Origin of the sequence: Acinetobacter sp. A2, assembly GCF_012371325.1 — a bacterium.
Lineage (GTDB): Bacteria > Pseudomonadota > Gammaproteobacteria > Pseudomonadales > Moraxellaceae > Acinetobacter.
The window spans coordinates 19,563-36,334 of sequence record NZ_JAAZQX010000004.1 but is presented as its reverse complement, the minus strand read 5'-3'; the positions used below and the strand labels follow the sequence as shown (position 1 = coordinate 36,334).

The 16,772-nt window shown below is 43.8% G+C and carries 13 protein-coding genes and 1 riboswitch; of the genes, 12 read left to right on the top strand and 1 reads right to left on the bottom strand.

The window, feature by feature from the left end; genetic code table 11:
* The first annotated feature begins 117 nt into the window (after window positions 1–117).
* Both ftsZ and lpxC read left to right on the top strand, forming a co-directional pair.
* A complete protein-coding gene (ftsZ, locus tag HHA43_RS02675; protein ID WP_168417700.1) occupies window positions 118–1,299 on the top strand; it encodes a cell division protein FtsZ in 1,182 nt (393 codons plus the stop codon).
* A 123-nt stretch (window positions 1,300–1,422) separates the two neighbouring features.
* Window positions 1,423–2,325 carry a UDP-3-O-acyl-N-acetylglucosamine deacetylase gene (lpxC, locus tag HHA43_RS02670; protein WP_168460517.1) on the top strand — a complete coding sequence of 301 codons (903 nt, stop codon included), beginning with the start codon at window positions 1,423–1,425 and terminating at the stop codon, window positions 2,323–2,325.
* A 97-nt stretch (window positions 2,326–2,422) separates the two neighbouring features.
* On the opposite strand, the gene HHA43_RS02665 is transcribed toward lpxC, so the two are convergent.
* Window positions 2,423–2,863: a DciA family protein gene (locus tag HHA43_RS02665; protein WP_168460519.1), complete on the bottom strand. Its 441-nt coding sequence runs from the start codon at window positions 2,861–2,863 to the stop codon at window positions 2,423–2,425.
* A 106-nt stretch (window positions 2,864–2,969) separates the two neighbouring features.
* On the opposite strand from HHA43_RS02665, the gene HHA43_RS02660 reads away from it, so the two are divergent.
* From HHA43_RS02660 to recJ, 10 genes are all read left to right on the top strand, one after another.
* Window positions 2,970–3,653 (top strand): M23 family metallopeptidase, encoded by a 684-nt coding sequence (locus tag HHA43_RS02660; protein ID WP_168417703.1) that lies wholly within the window; start codon window positions 2,970–2,972, stop codon window positions 3,651–3,653.
* A 430-nt stretch (window positions 3,654–4,083) separates the two neighbouring features.
* A complete protein-coding gene (aceE, locus tag HHA43_RS02655; RefSeq protein ID WP_168417704.1) occupies window positions 4,084–6,786 on the top strand; it encodes a pyruvate dehydrogenase (acetyl-transferring), homodimeric type in 2,703 nt (900 codons plus the stop codon).
* Window positions 6,787–6,788: 2 nt separating this feature from the next.
* On the top strand, window positions 6,789–8,747 hold the full coding sequence (locus HHA43_RS02650) for a 2-oxo acid dehydrogenase subunit E2 (RefSeq protein ID WP_168460520.1): 1,959 nt from the start codon (window positions 6,789–6,791) through the stop codon (window positions 8,745–8,747).
* Between the two features lie 117 nt (window positions 8,748–8,864).
* Window positions 8,865–9,023: riboswitch (yybP-ykoY riboswitch) on the top strand.
* A gap of 72 nt (window positions 9,024–9,095) precedes the next feature.
* Window positions 9,096–9,671, top strand: a complete 576-nt coding sequence (locus tag HHA43_RS02645; protein WP_136144497.1) for a TMEM165/GDT1 family protein — start codon at window positions 9,096–9,098, stop codon at window positions 9,669–9,671.
* 186 nt (window positions 9,672–9,857) lie between these two features.
* Entirely contained in the window at window positions 9,858–10,655 is a 798-nt protein-coding gene (locus HHA43_RS02640; RefSeq protein ID WP_168460522.1) for an MBL fold metallo-hydrolase, read from the top strand.
* 106 nt (window positions 10,656–10,761) lie between these two features.
* Complete coding sequence (locus HHA43_RS02635) at window positions 10,762–11,127, top strand: YkgJ family cysteine cluster protein (RefSeq protein WP_168417707.1); 366 nt, start codon at window positions 10,762–10,764, stop codon at window positions 11,125–11,127.
* 321 nt (window positions 11,128–11,448) lie between these two features.
* Window positions 11,449–12,915 carry an IMP dehydrogenase gene (gene guaB / locus HHA43_RS02630; RefSeq protein ID WP_168417708.1) on the top strand — a complete coding sequence of 489 codons (1,467 nt, stop codon included), beginning with the start codon at window positions 11,449–11,451 and terminating at the stop codon, window positions 12,913–12,915.
* Window positions 12,916–13,035: 120 nt separating this feature from the next.
* Complete coding sequence (gene glmM / locus HHA43_RS02625; protein WP_168460523.1) at window positions 13,036–14,367, top strand: phosphoglucosamine mutase; 1,332 nt, start codon at window positions 13,036–13,038, stop codon at window positions 14,365–14,367.
* Between the two features lie 13 nt (window positions 14,368–14,380).
* Entirely contained in the window at window positions 14,381–15,037 is a 657-nt protein-coding gene (gene pdxH, locus HHA43_RS02620) for a pyridoxamine 5'-phosphate oxidase (RefSeq protein WP_168460524.1), read from the top strand.
* 13 nt (window positions 15,038–15,050) lie between these two features.
* Entirely contained in the window at window positions 15,051–16,754 is a 1,704-nt protein-coding gene (gene recJ / locus HHA43_RS02615; protein WP_168460526.1) for a single-stranded-DNA-specific exonuclease RecJ, read from the top strand.
* The last annotated feature ends 18 nt before the right edge of the window (window positions 16,755–16,772 follow it).

Here is a 16,772-nt window from a genome sequence, read left to right as displayed (position 1 = left end):
TGTACTTGACAAGCCAGAAGTTGAACAGCATTCTTAAAAATAATTTTTTATGAAGATCAAGGCAGTATACGGGCTTAAGTGACTGCCAATTATTATGTATTAGGAAATCTAAAGGTCATGGCCTCATTTGAATTTTTTGAAGATGATCAAACCGATAGCAACGGTCAAGCCCGTTTCACTGTGTTTGGTGTAGGTGGTGCAGGCGGTAATGCTGTGCAACACATGCTAGAGTCCGATATTCAGGGTGTAAAATTTGTTTGTGCTAACACTGACAAACAAGCACTAGATCGTATGAATTCGCAGTTTAAAATCCAGTTAGGTGAACAAAGCACGCGTGGTTTAGGTGCGGGCGGCGATCCTCAAGTAGGTCAAACTGCAGCAGAAGAAAGCCGTGAACTGATCTGCCAACAACTTGAAGGCACAGATATGGTATTTGTGACCGCAGGTATGGGTGGCGGTACAGGTACAGGTGCTGCCCCTGTCGTGGCTGAAATTGCGAAAGAAATGGGTATTTTGACCGTTGGTGTGGTCACAACACCGTTCAATTTTGAAGGTAAACGCCGTTTGCTGTCTGCCGAAAAGGGTATTGCCGCTTTAGAACAATATGTCGACTCGTTAATCATTATTCCAAACCAGCGTTTAATGAAAGTTTATCGCGATATTTCCATGAAAGATGCGTATAAAAAAGCCGATGACGTTTTACTGAACGGTGTGCGCAGTATTTTTGATTTGGTGGTACGTCCTGGTCACATCAACCTTGACTTTGCAGACTTGAAAACTGCAATGAGTACACGTGGTTATGCCATGATGGGTGTGGGTTCTGGTCGTGGTGAAAACCGTGCTCGTCAAGCAGCTGAACAAGCGATTCGCAGTCCATTGTTAGACAGCGTGACGATTGCCAATGCTAAAGGCTTGTTAATTAACGTCACAGGTGGTGAAGACGTGACCTTCGGTGAAATCGAAGAGATCATGGATGTGATTCATCAGCTTTCAGATACTGAACAAACTCAAGTGTTCTATGGCACTGTATTTGATCCAGATGCACGTGACGAAATTAGCGTGACTGTGATTGCTACAGGTTTAGCACGTAATACAGGCGATACGCCAGAGCCAGCGAAACGTACTGTGACTCAAACTGCAGCTGCAGCTCCTGCCGCAGCGGTAGAAGAAGATGATGTGCCTGCCATTCAGCGCCAACAAGCAGATGCTGCGCCGATCAGTGCAACCAGTACTTCGGGTGCTGCACGCCCAACGCCAATGAGTATTCAAGACTATTTGAAAAATCAGCAGCGTAAATAAGCCAAGATCATCAATTTAATTGTATGATCGGGAAAAGGCAGTTTTAAACTGCCTTTTTTGTTTTTTATCAATGGCTAAATATGCTAACGTATAGCGGTTTTAAAATTTAGATGAATTGAGAACATGCTGAAACAACGTACCCTACAACGTGTCGTCAAGGCGAGCGGTATTGGTCTGCACAGTGGTCAAAAAGTATTGATCAACTTTGTGCCGCATCATGCCGATGGGGGAATTGTGTTTCGTCGTATCGATTTAAACCCACCTGTGGATATTCCAGCCAATGCCATGCTGATTCAGGAAGCATTCATGTGCTCGAATTTGGTTCAAGAAGATGCCAAAGTCGGCACCATTGAGCATGTGATGAGTGCGATTGCGGGTTTAGGTATTGATAACCTGATTATTGAAGTTTCTGCTTCTGAAGTGCCAATTATGGACGGCAGTGCTGGGCCTTTTATCTATTTATTGATGCAGGGTGGCTTGAAAGAACAAGACGCTGCAAAAAAGTTCATCAAAATTTTAAAACCTGTAGAAGCATTAATTGATGATAAACGTGCGGTATTTAGTCCGCATGAAGGTTTTCAGCTCAATTTCACCATCGACTTTGATCACCCTGCCTTTAAAAAAGAATATCAGTCAGCCACCATCGACTTTTCGACAGAAACTTTTGTCTATGAAGTCAGTGGCGCACGCACTTTTGGCTTTATGAAAGATTTGGACTATTTAAAAGCCAATAATTTGGCTTTGGGTGCAAGTTTAGATAATGCCATTGGGGTGGATGATACTGGCGTGGTCAATGAAGAAGGTTTGCGCTTCTCTGATGAGTTTGTGCGTCATAAAATTTTAGATGCAGTAGGGGATTTATATTTGCTTGGGCATCAAATTATTGCCAAGTTTGATGGCTATAAATCAGGACATGCGTTAAATAATCAGTTATTACGCAATGTTCAGAGTGATCCAAGCAGTTATGAAATTGTAACATTTGATGACATAAATTCTTGCCCGATCAGTTATGTCCAAGTGACATAAGTCATTGTCTTTTCTTGCTAACGTTATAATGTAACAATAAAAAGTGTGACATAAATCACAAATTTACATTCGAGTTTTTGGAGTTTTCTGCAAACAATTATTTTTTATTGCTTGCCAAACGTAACAAAGCTTGGCTAAGCTTAGGGTCGCTCACAAAGTCAGCAGCACCTCGTAACATATCTTGAGTTTCTGGACTAAGTGTTTTTAAAGACTTTTCACTCTTTTGGGGTGTTTGAGATTCAACTCTTAATCGAACCTGAATTTTTTGCAAGTCTTTAAGTTCATGCAGTTGTGACAGTTGAGTAATGTATTGCTTTTGCAAATAGCCAAGTTGGCTCACCATTGCCTGATTGGTTCCGGTAATGGTTAAGACACCTTGCTGATAACAAACCACCTGCCATTGCTCTGGTTGCGGCAGTAAAGGTTGAATAAGTTTGCTAAGTTTCTGCCATGCAGCAACTTGGGTTGAGAGAAACGTTAGGTTTCCTGTTTTTATGTGTTTTCTTGTTTGTTGAAAGAGATTCACAGGTTCGGACATACATCATTCCTTCATGTTTATGCCCTAATCTTATGCGCTCCTTTCAGTAGATATCAAGGAAGAGATCACAAGGAACTTCAAGTAAGAACAGTTAAGAGGTTTTTTTATGCATTCACGCCGTATTTTATTAGCGTTTTCACTGGCAGCTTCTGCTGCATCTGTCGCATTTGCAGACTTGGTTGAGTTAGATTCACAAAATTCATCAACTGACCGTATTGAACAATTAACACGTACCTTGTCTCAAGGTTCTTATACTGAATCACAAGATATTGACGTTCCTGCACAAACGCAGATGACGGTTAAACTGCGTGAAAAAACTACAGAATTAAATAACGCGTCTTTAGCCAAAAAATATGGTTCTAATACCAGCACCCGTTTTGCTTCTTCAAATCCTTATTCGTGGTTAGTGTCACATCCTTTACCAAATGCACGTGTTAGCTCGAACTATGGCGGTCGCGTGATGAGTGGTCGTGCTGAAAACCATTCTGGCTTAGACCTTGCTGCACCAAGCGGTACACCAATTTATGCGACTGGCCCTGGTGTTGTGACTAAATCAGGTTGGGGCACAGGCTATGGTCAATATGTAGAAATTAACCATGGCAATGGCTACCTTACACGCTATGCACACGCTTCACGTTTAATTGCACGTGTGGGCGACCGTGTTGAAGCAGGTGAACATATTGCCAATGTTGGCTGTACAGGTCGTTGTACAGGCCCACACCTTCATTATGAAGTTGTGAAAGATGGCAAGCGCAAAAATCCTTCAACTTATTTAGCGATGTTGCCGTAATTGGTGCGCTAATTTAAGCGATTGGCTTGTAGTACGTAGAACTAAAGCCCAACACAGAGTTTGATTAAATTAAAGCGGCGTCAGTCGCTTTTATTTGGTCTGGTGTTTAGTCAGAGTTTAAATAGTTAACAATATCTGCATTGTATGAGTTATTAAAACAAATCAAAATGCTTTGCTGTATTTACGCCCTGAGTAATTTAATATTAGCCATTCACTTATCACTTAGAAAAATAATAACAGCCAGTGCAGTAACTATTGTATAAAAAACCGCCTATATTGGCGGCTTTTTGTTATCTCGTGTAAGTAAATGTCAATCAGTATTTATTTGCTAAATAGTGTGGCAGATGCGCATTTAAGTTTAGCCATATCTACTAAAGTCTAAAATATGTTACATATAAACGCATACGATTAGGCTTAGGAATAGTGAACTATGGCGTTTTATGGTGATACGGACGCACAAGAAACCCAAGAATGGCAAGACGCCTTTGATGCTGTGTTACAACACATGGGAACAGAACGAGCAGCATTTTTACTAGAAAAGCTGTATCAACGTGCAATTGCAAAGCATGTTCCCATTCAGCGATTAAATACTCCCTACCTGAATACCATTTCAGTTGAAGAACAACCTGCCATGCCAGGCGATCAGGATATGGAACGCCGTATTCGTGCGTTAATTCGCTGGAATGCGTTGGCCATGGTGTTACGTGCCAATAAAACAGGTGATGATTTAGGTGGTCACTTGGCCAGCTTTGCTTCTTCAGCAACCTTATATGATGTCGGTTTTAACCATTTCTTCCGTGCTAACAGCGACCATTTTGGCGGTGACATGATCTACTATCAAGGTCACTGTGCACCCGGGATTTATGCACGTTCATTCTTGGAAGGGCGTTTAACCGAAGATCAATTGAATAATTTCCGCCGTGAAGTGGGTGGTAACGGTTTACCGAGCTATCCACATCCTTATTTAATGCCAGATTATTGGCAGTTCCCAACGGTGTCGATGGGTCTGGGCCCGATCATGTCGATTTATCAGGCACACATCCAAAAATATTTAATGAACCGTGGTTTGATTAAAGAAGAAGACCGTAAGGTGTGGGCGTATTTGGGCGATGGTGAAATGGATGAGCCAGAAAGTCTGGGCGCAATTTCACTGGCAGGCCGTGAAAAGCTAGATAACCTGATTTGGGTGGTGAACTGTAACTTACAACGTCTAGATGGCCCTGTACGTGGTAACGGTAAAATCATTCAAGAGTTGGAATCGTTATTCCGTGGTGCGGGCTGGCGCGTGATTAAAGTGGTTTGGGGCCGTCATTGGGATGCCTTATTAGATAAAGATGACTCAGGTGCACTAAGAGCCATTATGGAAGAAGCGGTGGATGGTGATTATCAGCGCTTACAAGTTAAAGGTGGTGCCTACGCACGTGAGAAATTCTTTGGCAAGTATCCTGAAGCCAAAGAACTGGTTAAAGATTTAAGCGATGAAGATATTGATAACCTGAACCGTGGTGGTCACGATCCGTATAAAGTGTTTGCGGCTTATGCGGAAGCATGTAAGGCCAAAGGTCAGCCAACGGTAATTTTAGCCAAAACGGTAAAAGGTTATGGTTTGTCTGATGAAATTGAAGCGGTGAACAAAACTCACCAAATCAAAAAAATGCAGTTGGACTCTTTAAAATATGTACGTGACCGCTTTAACTTGCCATTTAGTGATGAGCAACTCGAAGAAGTGCCGTTCTATCGTCCAAGTGAAAACTCGCCTGAATTAAAATACATGAAAGCGCGTCGTGAGGCTTTAGGTGGTTATTTGCCTGCACGTCGCAAAGACAGCGAAGCCTTGGAAATTCCCGCACTATCCGTTTTTGATTCAGTCTTGGCGGGTTCAGGTGGCAAAGAACAATCTACGACGATGGTGATGGTGCGTTTAATTTCTGCTTTGCTGAAAGAAAAAGCCATTAAAGACCGTGTGGTGCCAATCGTTCCTGATGAAGCACGTACTTTCGGTTTAGAAGGGATGTTCCGCCAGTTGGGTATTTATGCCGCACATGGGCAAAAATATACCCCTGAAGACCAAGAACAGTTAATGCATTATCGTGAAGCCAAAGACGGTCACATGCTGCAAGAAGGGATTAACGAAGCGGGTGCGATGAGTGCTTGGGCGGCGTTAGGCACCAGTTATTCAACCAATAACCTGCCTATGATTCCAATGTATATGTATTACTCTATGTTTGGTTTCCAGCGTATTGGTGATATTGCATGGGCTGCGGGCGATGCACAGGCTCAAGGCTTCTTGTTAGGAGCGACTGCCGGGCGTACCACACTGAATGGTGAAGGCTTGCAACACCAAGATGGTCATTCACATATTTTAGCCAACACCATTCCAAACTGTGTGTCTTATGACCCATGTTTTGGCTATGAGCTTGCGGTGATTGTGCATGATGGTTTGCAGCGTATGTATGTGAATCAGGAGCGTGTGTTCTATTACTTAACCGTTATGAACGAAAACTACGAGCATCCTGAAATGCCACAAGGTGTTGAAGAAGGTATTAAACGTGGTATGTATTTACTGCAGGAAGATGAAAAAGCCACTGTTCAATTGCTAGGTTCGGGCGTGATTTTACGTGAAGTGATCAAAGCTGCGAAAATCTTGCGTGAAGAGTATCAAATTCATGCCAACGTCTACAGTGTGACCAGTTTTAACGAATTGGCACGTGATGGTATGGCGTGTGAAGAATACAACCGCTTGCATCCACTGGCAGAAGAAAGCAAAGAGCCATGGGTGTCGCAACAACTGCGAGGTACAGATGGTATTGTAGTTTCTGCAACCGACCATGTACGTGCGTATAGCGAACAGATTCGTGGTTACTTGCCAGACAACCGTCCATTCGTTGCTTTAGGTACAGATGGATATGGCCGCTCAGATACCCGTGGCAACTTGCGTAGCTACTTTGGTGTGGATGCAGCACACATTGTGGTAGCAACCTTGAAAAAGTTAGCAGATGAGGGCGAAGTCGATGCGCGTTTAGTCAAAGATGCGATTTCGACCTTTGAGTTGGATACCGACCGTCCTGTAGCGTGGGCACCGCAAGCGGTTCCTGAAGTACAAGCTGTTGCTGACTACAAAGAGGAGCACTGATCATGCAAATTCAAACGCCTGATATTGGTGTCGATAAAGCCACAGTTGCTGAAATTCTGGTCAAAGTTGGCGACACAATTGCAGTTGATGACAGCATTGTTTTACTGGAATCTGACAAAGCCTCAGTGGAAGTACCTAGCACTGCCGCAGGGGTAGTCAAAAGTATTTTAGTGCAGCAGGGTGATGAAGTTGCCGAAGGTGCAGTTTTGGTTGAACTCGAAGCCGATGCACAAAGCTCTGTAGTTGCAGAACCTGCCCCACAAGCTGAAGTACAGACTGCTGAGGAACTAACGGAACAAGTTGCTACTGAAGCGCCAAGCACAGCTGCATCTGCAACCACGCAAGAAGTTGATGTGCAAGTGCCTGACATTGGCGTGGAAAAAGCGGTGGTTGGTGAAATTTTGGTACAAGTGGGCGATGCGATTGAGGTAGATCAAAGCCTGATTGTGGTGGAATCAGATAAAGCCACAGTAGAAGTGCCAAGTACTGTGTCGGGTACAGTGACTGCCATTGCTGTGACTACTGGGGATACTGTAAAAGAAGGTGTGGTGATTCTCACTGTGAAAACAGTAGCTACTACTGCAGCGACACAAGCACAGCCAGCTCAAGCGCCAAAAGCAGAAATGGTGGCAGAAGAAGCTTCAACAGCATCTACGCCATCACAAGCAGCATCTGCTCAGGTAGATGTATCTGTACCTGATTTAGGTGTAGATAAAGCCACGGTTGCAGAAATTTTGGTACAAGTCGGTGATACGGTTAGTGCAGATCAAAGTCTGATTGTGGTGGAGTCAGATAAAGCCACAGTGGAAGTCCCTAGTACAACTGCAGGGGTCATTCAAGCCATTCATGTGGAATTGGGACAAAGTGTTACACAGGGCAATGCCTTGGTGAGTATCACCACGCAAAGCACAGCAACCGCTTCTGCACGTCAGGCACCTACAGCCTCTGTGACTGCAGCAAGTCCAACACCTGCTACAGTAACAACGGCTCAAGTAGAGCTGGCAGCTGAACCTGTTAATGTGGACAAGCTCAGCAAAGCACAAAACGAAGCCAATGCAAAAGTCTATGCAGGCCCTGCGGTACGTAAACTGGCGCGTGAGTTAGGAGTGGTCTTGGCCGATGTCAAAGCCACTGGCCCACATGCGCGGGTTATGAAAGAAGACTTGAAAGCTTATGTCAAAGCGCGCCTCACTGCACCGCAAGCTGCGCCAGTTGCCACTACTGCGCAAGTGGCAGGTCTGCCAAAACTGCCAGACTTTAGCGCTTTTGGTGGTGTGGAAGAGCATGCATTGACACGTTTGCAACAAGTGTCGATTCCGCAATTGTCATTAAACAATTACATTCCACAAGTCACACAATTTGATTTGGCCGACATTACTGAGCTGGAAGCATGGCGTGGTGAATTGAAAGGTAACTTTAAAAAAGAAGGTGTCAGTCTGACCATTTTGGCGTTCATTGCCAAAGCGGTGGCGCACTTGCTTAAAGCTGAACCGTATTTCGCTGCGCATTTGGCAGATGATCAAAAGTCGGTACTGTTGCGTAAAGAAATTCACATGGGTATTGCGGTTGCAACACCTGATGGCCTGACTGTACCTGTACTGCGTCATCCAGATCAAAAATCGATTAAACAAATTGCAATTGAACTGGGTGAACTTAGTCAAAAAGCGCGTGATAAAAAGCTATCACCAAAAGATTTACAAGGTGCGAACTTTACCATTACCAGTTTAGGTTCGATTGGCGGGACAGCATTTACCCCGTTGGTGAACTGGCCGCAGGTCGCAATTTTGGGTATTTCCCCAGCGACCATGCAGCCTGTCTGGAATGGTGAAGGTTTTGATCCACGCTTGATGTTGCCATTGTCATTGTCGTATGACCATCGTGTCATTAATGGTGCCGATGCAGCACGTTTTACCCATAAACTGACTCAGTTGTTGGCTGATATTCGGAGTTTACTACTCTAATTCAAGTCAAAAAACTTTACTTAAAACCCTGCTACGGCAGGGTTTTTTGCAACTTATTTTTATTCGCTTTGATGTCAGCACAACATTTGCTTAAGCACACTATTCCGTTTAGAATAGGCTTACTTCATTGGGGAGTAGCCGCTTTTTACTTACGGGGTTTAAACCACATTAAGTAAAAAGGTGATGGTCAACATATTTGTTCCACAGAACATGGTCATCATAGCAAAGAACCAAGTCTGCTTTTTCAAGCTTTCTTTTGTTGGCAAGACCTTTGATTTATCACTCTGCAGATTTTGGCTAGCAGGAGGGATAGGTCATTGGTATGTGTGCTAGCCAGAGAAAAACATCATGTATGAATTCCTCATCTCGACTGCCATAGTCGCTTTAGCTGAAATGGGTGATAAAACCCAGTTACTGGCGTTATTACTCGCAGCCCGCTTTCGTAAACCTGCCCCTATTTTAGTTGCCATTTTATTGGCAACACTGATTAACCATGGTCTTTCTGCAGTGTTAGGGCAGTGGATTACCACCGTACTCAGCCCAGAAGTCTTGTTGTGGATTTTATCTTTAGGCTTTATTGCAATGGCTATCTGGATGCTGATTCCCGACCAGTTGGATGATGAAACCGAAAGCATCAACAAATGGCAAAAATATGGTGTGTTTGGTGCAACCTTTGTGCTGTTCTTTTTGGCAGAAATTGGCGACAAAACTCAAATTGCCACGGTGGCTTTGGCGGCACGTTATGACAGCATTTTCTGGGTCATGCTGGGTACGACATTAGGCATGATGCTCGCCAATGCGCCTGCGGTATTTATTGGTAATAAACTGGCGACCCGCTTGCCAATTGCTTTAATTCATAAAATTGGCGCACTGATTTTCTTAATTATTGGTGTATCGACCTTGGCACAGCATTATTTCTTCTAGAGAATCAGTGGATGTGTATAAATCCTGAGCAAAATGCTTGGGATTTATTTTTGTAAGTTGTGATGCAATTCACTGATATTTCAGATAATCCAAGCTATTTTATTTATTGTAACTTTCCATAAATAGCTATATGTTATTCAGTCATAGAAAACGTATTTTTAAAAATGAAAAAATCGGGGTTTGGTTATGGCATTTGACCGTACAACATCGCAGGTCTTGTTTGACAATGGGACACACAAATGTATTAGTTTTACCAGTTTGGTCAAAGGTGAAGGTGTTCAGGCTAACCAATTTCTGATCCTTGATAATAACCGTGCTGCAGTGCTAGACCCAGGTGGTGACCTGACCTATGTACCACTGACCATGGAATTAAATAAATATACCCGCCTGACCAATCTTGATTATGTAATGGCATCTCACCAAGACCCAGACATCATCACCTCAATGCCGCGTTGGTTGGTATATACCGAAGCAAAAATTGTAGCGTCAAAATTATGGGCGCGTTTCTTGCCGCATTTGAGCTCATCTTTTATGAGCGACCGCATGAAAGGCAACTGGCTAGACCGTTTAATTGAACTGCCAGATGAAGGTCAATCCATCCCTTTGGGCGAGTCGAAAATTATTGCGGTGCCTGCGCACTTTTTGCACTCGGTCGGCAACTTCCAGTTTTATGACCCTGTTGCCAAAATTTTATTCTCGGGCGATATGGGCGCATCCATGGTGGAAGATGCTTCGATTCCATTGACCGATTTTGCTGCGCATATTCCTGCCATGAAAGGCTTCCATCAGCGTTATATGTGCTCGAACAAAGTTATTCGCCTGTGGGTGAGCATGGTGCGCACTATGGATGTAGAAATGATTGTGCCGCAACACGGTACGCCTTTTGTCGGCAAAGAACAGGTGAATCAATTCCTTGATTGGATTGAAACACTGGAATGTGGTGTCGATTTGATGGATGAGCACGTATTTAGCTATCCTGAATAAGTGACAAAAAAAAGCTAAAAAACCGTAAAAAAAACTTGAGTGCAAAAACAACTTTTTTTAAGATTTTCGCCCAAAAACGATTTTTTTGATGGCGAGAACTTAACGAATGTTGTCTCAAGTACCTACACAGGATGCCTGCTTAAGCTGTGGCGCATGTTGCGCTTATTTCCGTGTTTCATTTTATTGGGCAGAAGGCATGAATATGCCTGAGCACTACACGGAACCAGTGACAGCAGTGTATTCATGTATGTGCGGAACCAATCAGAGTCAGCCACGTTGTATTGCTTTACAAGGTGAGGTTGGACAGCAGGTCAGTTGCGGGATTTATGAATTGCGCAGCAGCTCTTGCAAAGAAGTACAAATTGCCGATGACCAATGCAACAAAGCCCGCCTTGCACATAATATGATTCCATTTGTGCAAATTGAACCTGCGATTCCAGTCAATGATGATGACTTTGATCAAGTGGTTTAAGGCCTAAAGTAGTCAGATTGAATAAGCAAAGCTACGGCTTTGCTTTTTTAATGACTAAATTTTGTTGGGATCGTTTAATCATTTTTTATTGAGGCTTTAATGATGAGGTACATGAAACATCAAAGCTATTCCATTGACACAGACTGCGGCTAGAAAAATAAAGGCTTGAGCGTGGGGGAGCTGATTTTTAGATGAAAAATACTGTTTTTTTCAGTCAGACAACCCCAGTTAGGCAGAATAAAAAATATTTCTTAGAGAACAAATGAAATTTGTGCCCAGATTTGTTTATAATGGCTCACGGAAATTACCAGTGAGACTGTTATGCTGACCATCGTTCAAGAAGCGTTAACCTTCGATGATGTCTTATTACTCCCTGCCTATTCTACTGTTCTCCCAAAAGATGTCTCCTTAAAGACACGTTTTACGCGCGGCATTGACCTGAATATTCCGCTTGTTTCAGCGGCAATGGATACAGTGACTGAATCACGTATGGCAATTGCGATGGCGCAAAACGGTGGTATTGGTATTCTACATAAAAACATGGACATCGTAGCGCAAGCTGCAGAAGTGCGCCGTGTGAAAAAATTCGAAGCGGGTATGGTGAAAGACCCAATTACCGTAACCCCAGAAACCACAGTACGTGAATTGATTGCGCTGACTCAAGCCAACAATATCAGCGGTGTGCCTGTGGTGAAAGATGGCAAAGTGGTGGGTATTGTGACAGGACGTGACACACGTTTTGAAACAAACCTTGAACAACCTGTCAGCAACATCATGACTGGCCAAGATCGTTTAGTGACGGTACGCGAAGACGAATCTAAAGAAAATATTCAAGCTTTATTGCAACAACACCGCATTGAAAAAGTGTTGGTTGTTAATGAAAATCAAGAGCTTAAGGGCTTAATTACGGTGACCGATTTCCGTAAAGCAGAATTGTATCCAAACAGCTGTAAAGATGATTTAGGTCGTTTACGTGTGGGTGCTGCAGTCGGTACAGGTGCAGAAACACCAAGCCGTGTAGAAGCGTTGGTTGAAGCAGGTGTTGATGCAATTGTGGTGGATACTGCTCACGGTCACTCTGCAGGTGTAATTGAACGTGTACGTTGGGTAAAAGCTAACTATCCACAAGTTCAAGTCATTGGCGGTAATATCGCAACGGGTGATGCTGCTTTGGCATTGTTAGATGCAGGTGCAGACGCAGTAAAAGTCGGGATTGGTCCTGGTTCGATCTGTACCACACGTATTGTGGCGGGTATTGGTATGCCGCAAATTTCTGCAATTGATTCTGTTGCCAATGCATTAAAAGAACAGATTCCATTAATTGCCGATGGTGGTATTCGCTTCTCTGGCGATATGGCGAAAGCTATTGGCGCAGGTGCAAGTACCATTATGGTTGGTTCATTGCTTGCGGGTACTGAAGAAGCACCGGGCGAAGTTGAATTCTTCCAAGGCCGTTACTACAAAGCTTACCGTGGCATGGGTTCATTGGGTGCAATGGCGGGTGCAACAGGTTCTGCAGACCGTTATTTCCAAGACTCTAAAGCAGGTGCAGAAAAACTTGTACCAGAAGGTATTGAAGGTCGTGTGCCGTATAAAGGTCCAATGGGCAACATTGTGCATCAAATGATGGGCGGTCTACGTTCATCTATGGGTTATACCGGTTCTTCAACCATTGAAGACCTACGTCAGAATGCAAAATTCGTGAAAATTACTGCAGCAGGTATGCAGGAATCTCACGTGCATGATGTGACGATTACTAAAGAAGCGCCGAACTATCGTGTTGGTTAATTTTTAGTATCGTTTTCAAATAAAAGCCGTCATCTATATGACGGCTTTTTCATTTTTGGTGTAAAGTAACTTGCAGTAAAAAAGTGATGATAAAGATCACCTCTAAGAAGTGAGAACAATATGAGTTATTTTGGTACAGACGGCATTCGAGGGAAGTTCGGAGAGTTACCTATTACACCTGAATTTGCATTAAAACTGGGTTTTGCAGCAGGTAAAGTTTTAAAAAAGCACACCAAAAAAAATAAACCAATTGTGGTATTGGGTAAAGATACACGTCTTTCAGGCTATATTTTAGAAGCAGCGTTACAGGCGGGTTTGAACGCCGCAGGTGTATATGTGCACTTGTTGGGCCCATTACCCACCCCAGCCATTGCACACTTGACCCGTGCCTTGCATGCCAGTTTAGGCATCGTGATTTCAGCATCACATAACCCGTACTTTGATAACGGAATTAAATTTTTCTCAGGTGAAGGGAAAAAACTTCCAGATACGATACAAGAAGAAATTAACCAAGAATTACAGCAAGAGTTAAAAATTGAAGACACAGCCAACTTGGGTAAAAGTGTTCGTGTAAAAGATGCCAATGGGCGTTATATCGAGTTCTGTAAATCAACTTTCCCGTATCATTTAGATTTAAATGACCTGACCATTGTGGTCGATTGTGCCAACGGTGCAGCCTATAACGTCGGTCCTGCGGTATTCCGTGAACTGGGTGCCAAAGTCTTTGCTATTCACAATGAACCGAATGGTTTAAATATTAATGAACATTGTGGTTCGACCCATCCTGAGCATTTACAAAAAGCAGTGTTGGATCATCAAGCCGATGTCGGTATCGCTTTTGATGGCGATGCCGACCGTGTAATTTTGGTAGACCGTCATGGCAAGCTAATTGATGGTGACCATATTTTATATATTCTTGCCACGCAAGGCTCGAAAAAACCTGCAGGAATTGTGGGTACATTGATGAGCAATATGGCCTTGGAATTGGCTTTAGAAAAAGCCCAAGTGCCGTTGTTGCGTGCCAAAGTAGGCGATCGTTATGTGCTGCAAGGTTTGGAAGAAAATGGTTGGGTCATTGGTGGCGAGCCATCGGGTCACATTCTAACCTTGGACAAGAGCACCACAGGTGATGCCATTATTGCGGCACTGCAAGTGTTAACGGTGATGGTAGAACAAAACAAAGCCCTAGATGAATTGGTTGCAGACTTTAAACTGTTGCCAAATGTGCTAGAAAATGTACGTTTAGAGAATATGTTTGACCCGTATGCGGTGCCAGCATTGGTTGCAGAATTTGATCGTGCAACTGAGCAGCTCAAAGGTCGTGGCCGTTTATTGATTCGCAAATCGGGTACTGAACCTGTGATTCGCGTGATGGTGGAAGGCGATGATTTGGCAGAAGTAAGCGCATTGGCAAAACATTTGGCAGATGCTGTGCGTCGTCATGCAATCTAAAGGGGTGTAAATCGTGAGTGATTTAATCAAAGATTTAAGTGAATTGCGTTTAAGTTACCAAAAAGGTGAATTGTTGGAAGCGCAGGTGAGTGCCAATCCGCATATTCAGTTTTTGAATTGGTTTAACCATGCTTTAGACGCTAAATTACATGAACCCTATGCCATGTCATTGGCCACTGCCAATGCCCAAGGTCGCCCGCATGTGCGTACGGTATTACTGCGCGGAGCAACCGAGGCAGGCTATGACTTTTATACCAATTATGACAGTCAAAAAGGGCTAGATTTAGCAGCGAATCCTTATGCGGAATTATTGTTTTACTGGCCTGAGCTAGAACGTCAAATTCGGGTGAGTGGCTATGTCGAAAAAATTGATGAGCAAGAGTCGACCGCGTACTATCACAAACGCCCGCGTGACAATCAGATTGCTGCGCACATTAGTACACCTCAAAGTGGTGTGATTGCCAGCCGTGAAGAATTACAGGCACGTTTTCAGGACTTGCATGCCCAAGTGGGGGATCAGTCAGAATTACAAAAACCTGTATTCTGGGGCGGTTACCGCTTACAGCCAGATTATTACGAGTTTTGGCAAGGGCGTCCGAACCGTTTGCATGACCGTTTACGTTATGAAAAAATTGAGGGCGAATGGTCGTTACAACGCTTGATGCCTTAAATTACTGGAAACTATGTCAAAAATACAAATAAAACAAAGACCTTTACTGACACGCCCTGAAAACTTTCAGGGCGTGTCCACATTTGTTGCCCAGATTTTAGCGCGCCGTGGGGTGACGTCTGAACAGGAACTTGAGCTCAAGCTCAAACATCTGCTTGCCCCAAGTATGAAAGGTTTGCCTGAGGCAATTCAGTTGATGGATCAGGCGATTGATCAGCAGAAAAAAATAGTGATTGTGGGCGATTACGATGCCGATGGTGCAACCAGTACCGCATTGATGATGTTGGCCTTACGCGACATGGGTGCGCAGGTACAGTATTTGGTGCCTGACCGCTTTAAATATGGTTATGGCTTAACTCCCGCCATTGCCGATTTGGCTTTTGAGCGTTATGCCCCTGATTCATTAATTACTGTAGATAATGGCATTTCCAGTCACACGGGAGTTGAGCGTGCTCAAGCTTTGGGTATGCAGGTCATCATCACCGATCATCACCTCACCACGAAAGCCACGCCAGATGCAGAAGCGGTGGTCAATCCAAATCAACTGGGCTGTGATTTTCCAAGTAAAGCTTTGGCAGGGGTGGGCGTAGCGTTTTATGTACTGGCCAATCTCTCTAGTCAGCGTAAAAAACAGGGAAAATCTGCTACAAATTTGACCCAATATTTAGATTTGGTGGCTTTGGGAACTTATGCCGATGTTGCAAGTTTAGACTATAACAACCGTATCTTGGTGGATGCTGGCTTAAAACGAATACAGCAGAACTTGTGTCGTCCTGGAATTAGCGCATTGTTGGATTTGGCAGGGCGTGAACCCGCACAGCTTAAAGCTCAGGATTTAGGGTTTGTCTTGGGGCCACGTATTAATGCTGCTGGGCGCATGGAAACCATGGATATTGGGATTGAATGTTTACTGGCAACAGATATGCAAATTGCTTATGCCTTGGCACGTCAGTTAAATAGTCTGAATCAGGAACGTCGTCAGGTCGAAGGTCAAATTAAACAGGATGCGCTGGCTGAACTGGAAAAGCTGCAATTGCATACAACTGATTTGCCGCATGCTTTGGTCTTGTTTGAAGAACATTGGCATCAAGGTGTGATAGGTATTGTTGCGGGTCGCTTAAAAGAACAGTTTCACAGGCCTGCAATTGTGTTTGCTGCCGATGAAGATGGTGAACATATTAAAGGCTCGGCCCGTTCCATAGAAGGTATTCATATTCGTGACAGCATTGAATTAGTGGCAGAGCAATATCCACACTTGGTTAGTCATTTTGGTGGGCATGCTGCAGCCGCAGGCTTGACCATTAAAAAGGCTCATTTTGCAGAATTTAAACAGGTGTTTGAACAGCTAATTGCGCAGATGGATGCAGAGCTGTTTCATGCCGTGCTGTGGACAGATGGTGAATTGCCGCCAGAGGCTTTTCATTTGCACACGGTAGAGATGCTGCAGCATTTGGCACCGTGGGGACATAAATTTCCGCAACCTGTATTTGAAGGGCGTTTTAAAGTGGTCGATTTTAGATGGCTTAAAGAGACGCATTTAAAACTGCGTCTGGTGTTGCAGAATGGCCAAGTGCTGGATGCGATTGCCTTTGGTGCCAAAGATAAATTTGACTTTAACCCAATGCTGGATCATGTGCGTTTGGTTTATGAATTAGAACGCAATGTGTTTAATAGCAATGTCAGTTTACAACTGCAGATTGTGCATTTGGAGCAGTAGCCCAAATAAAAATCCGCT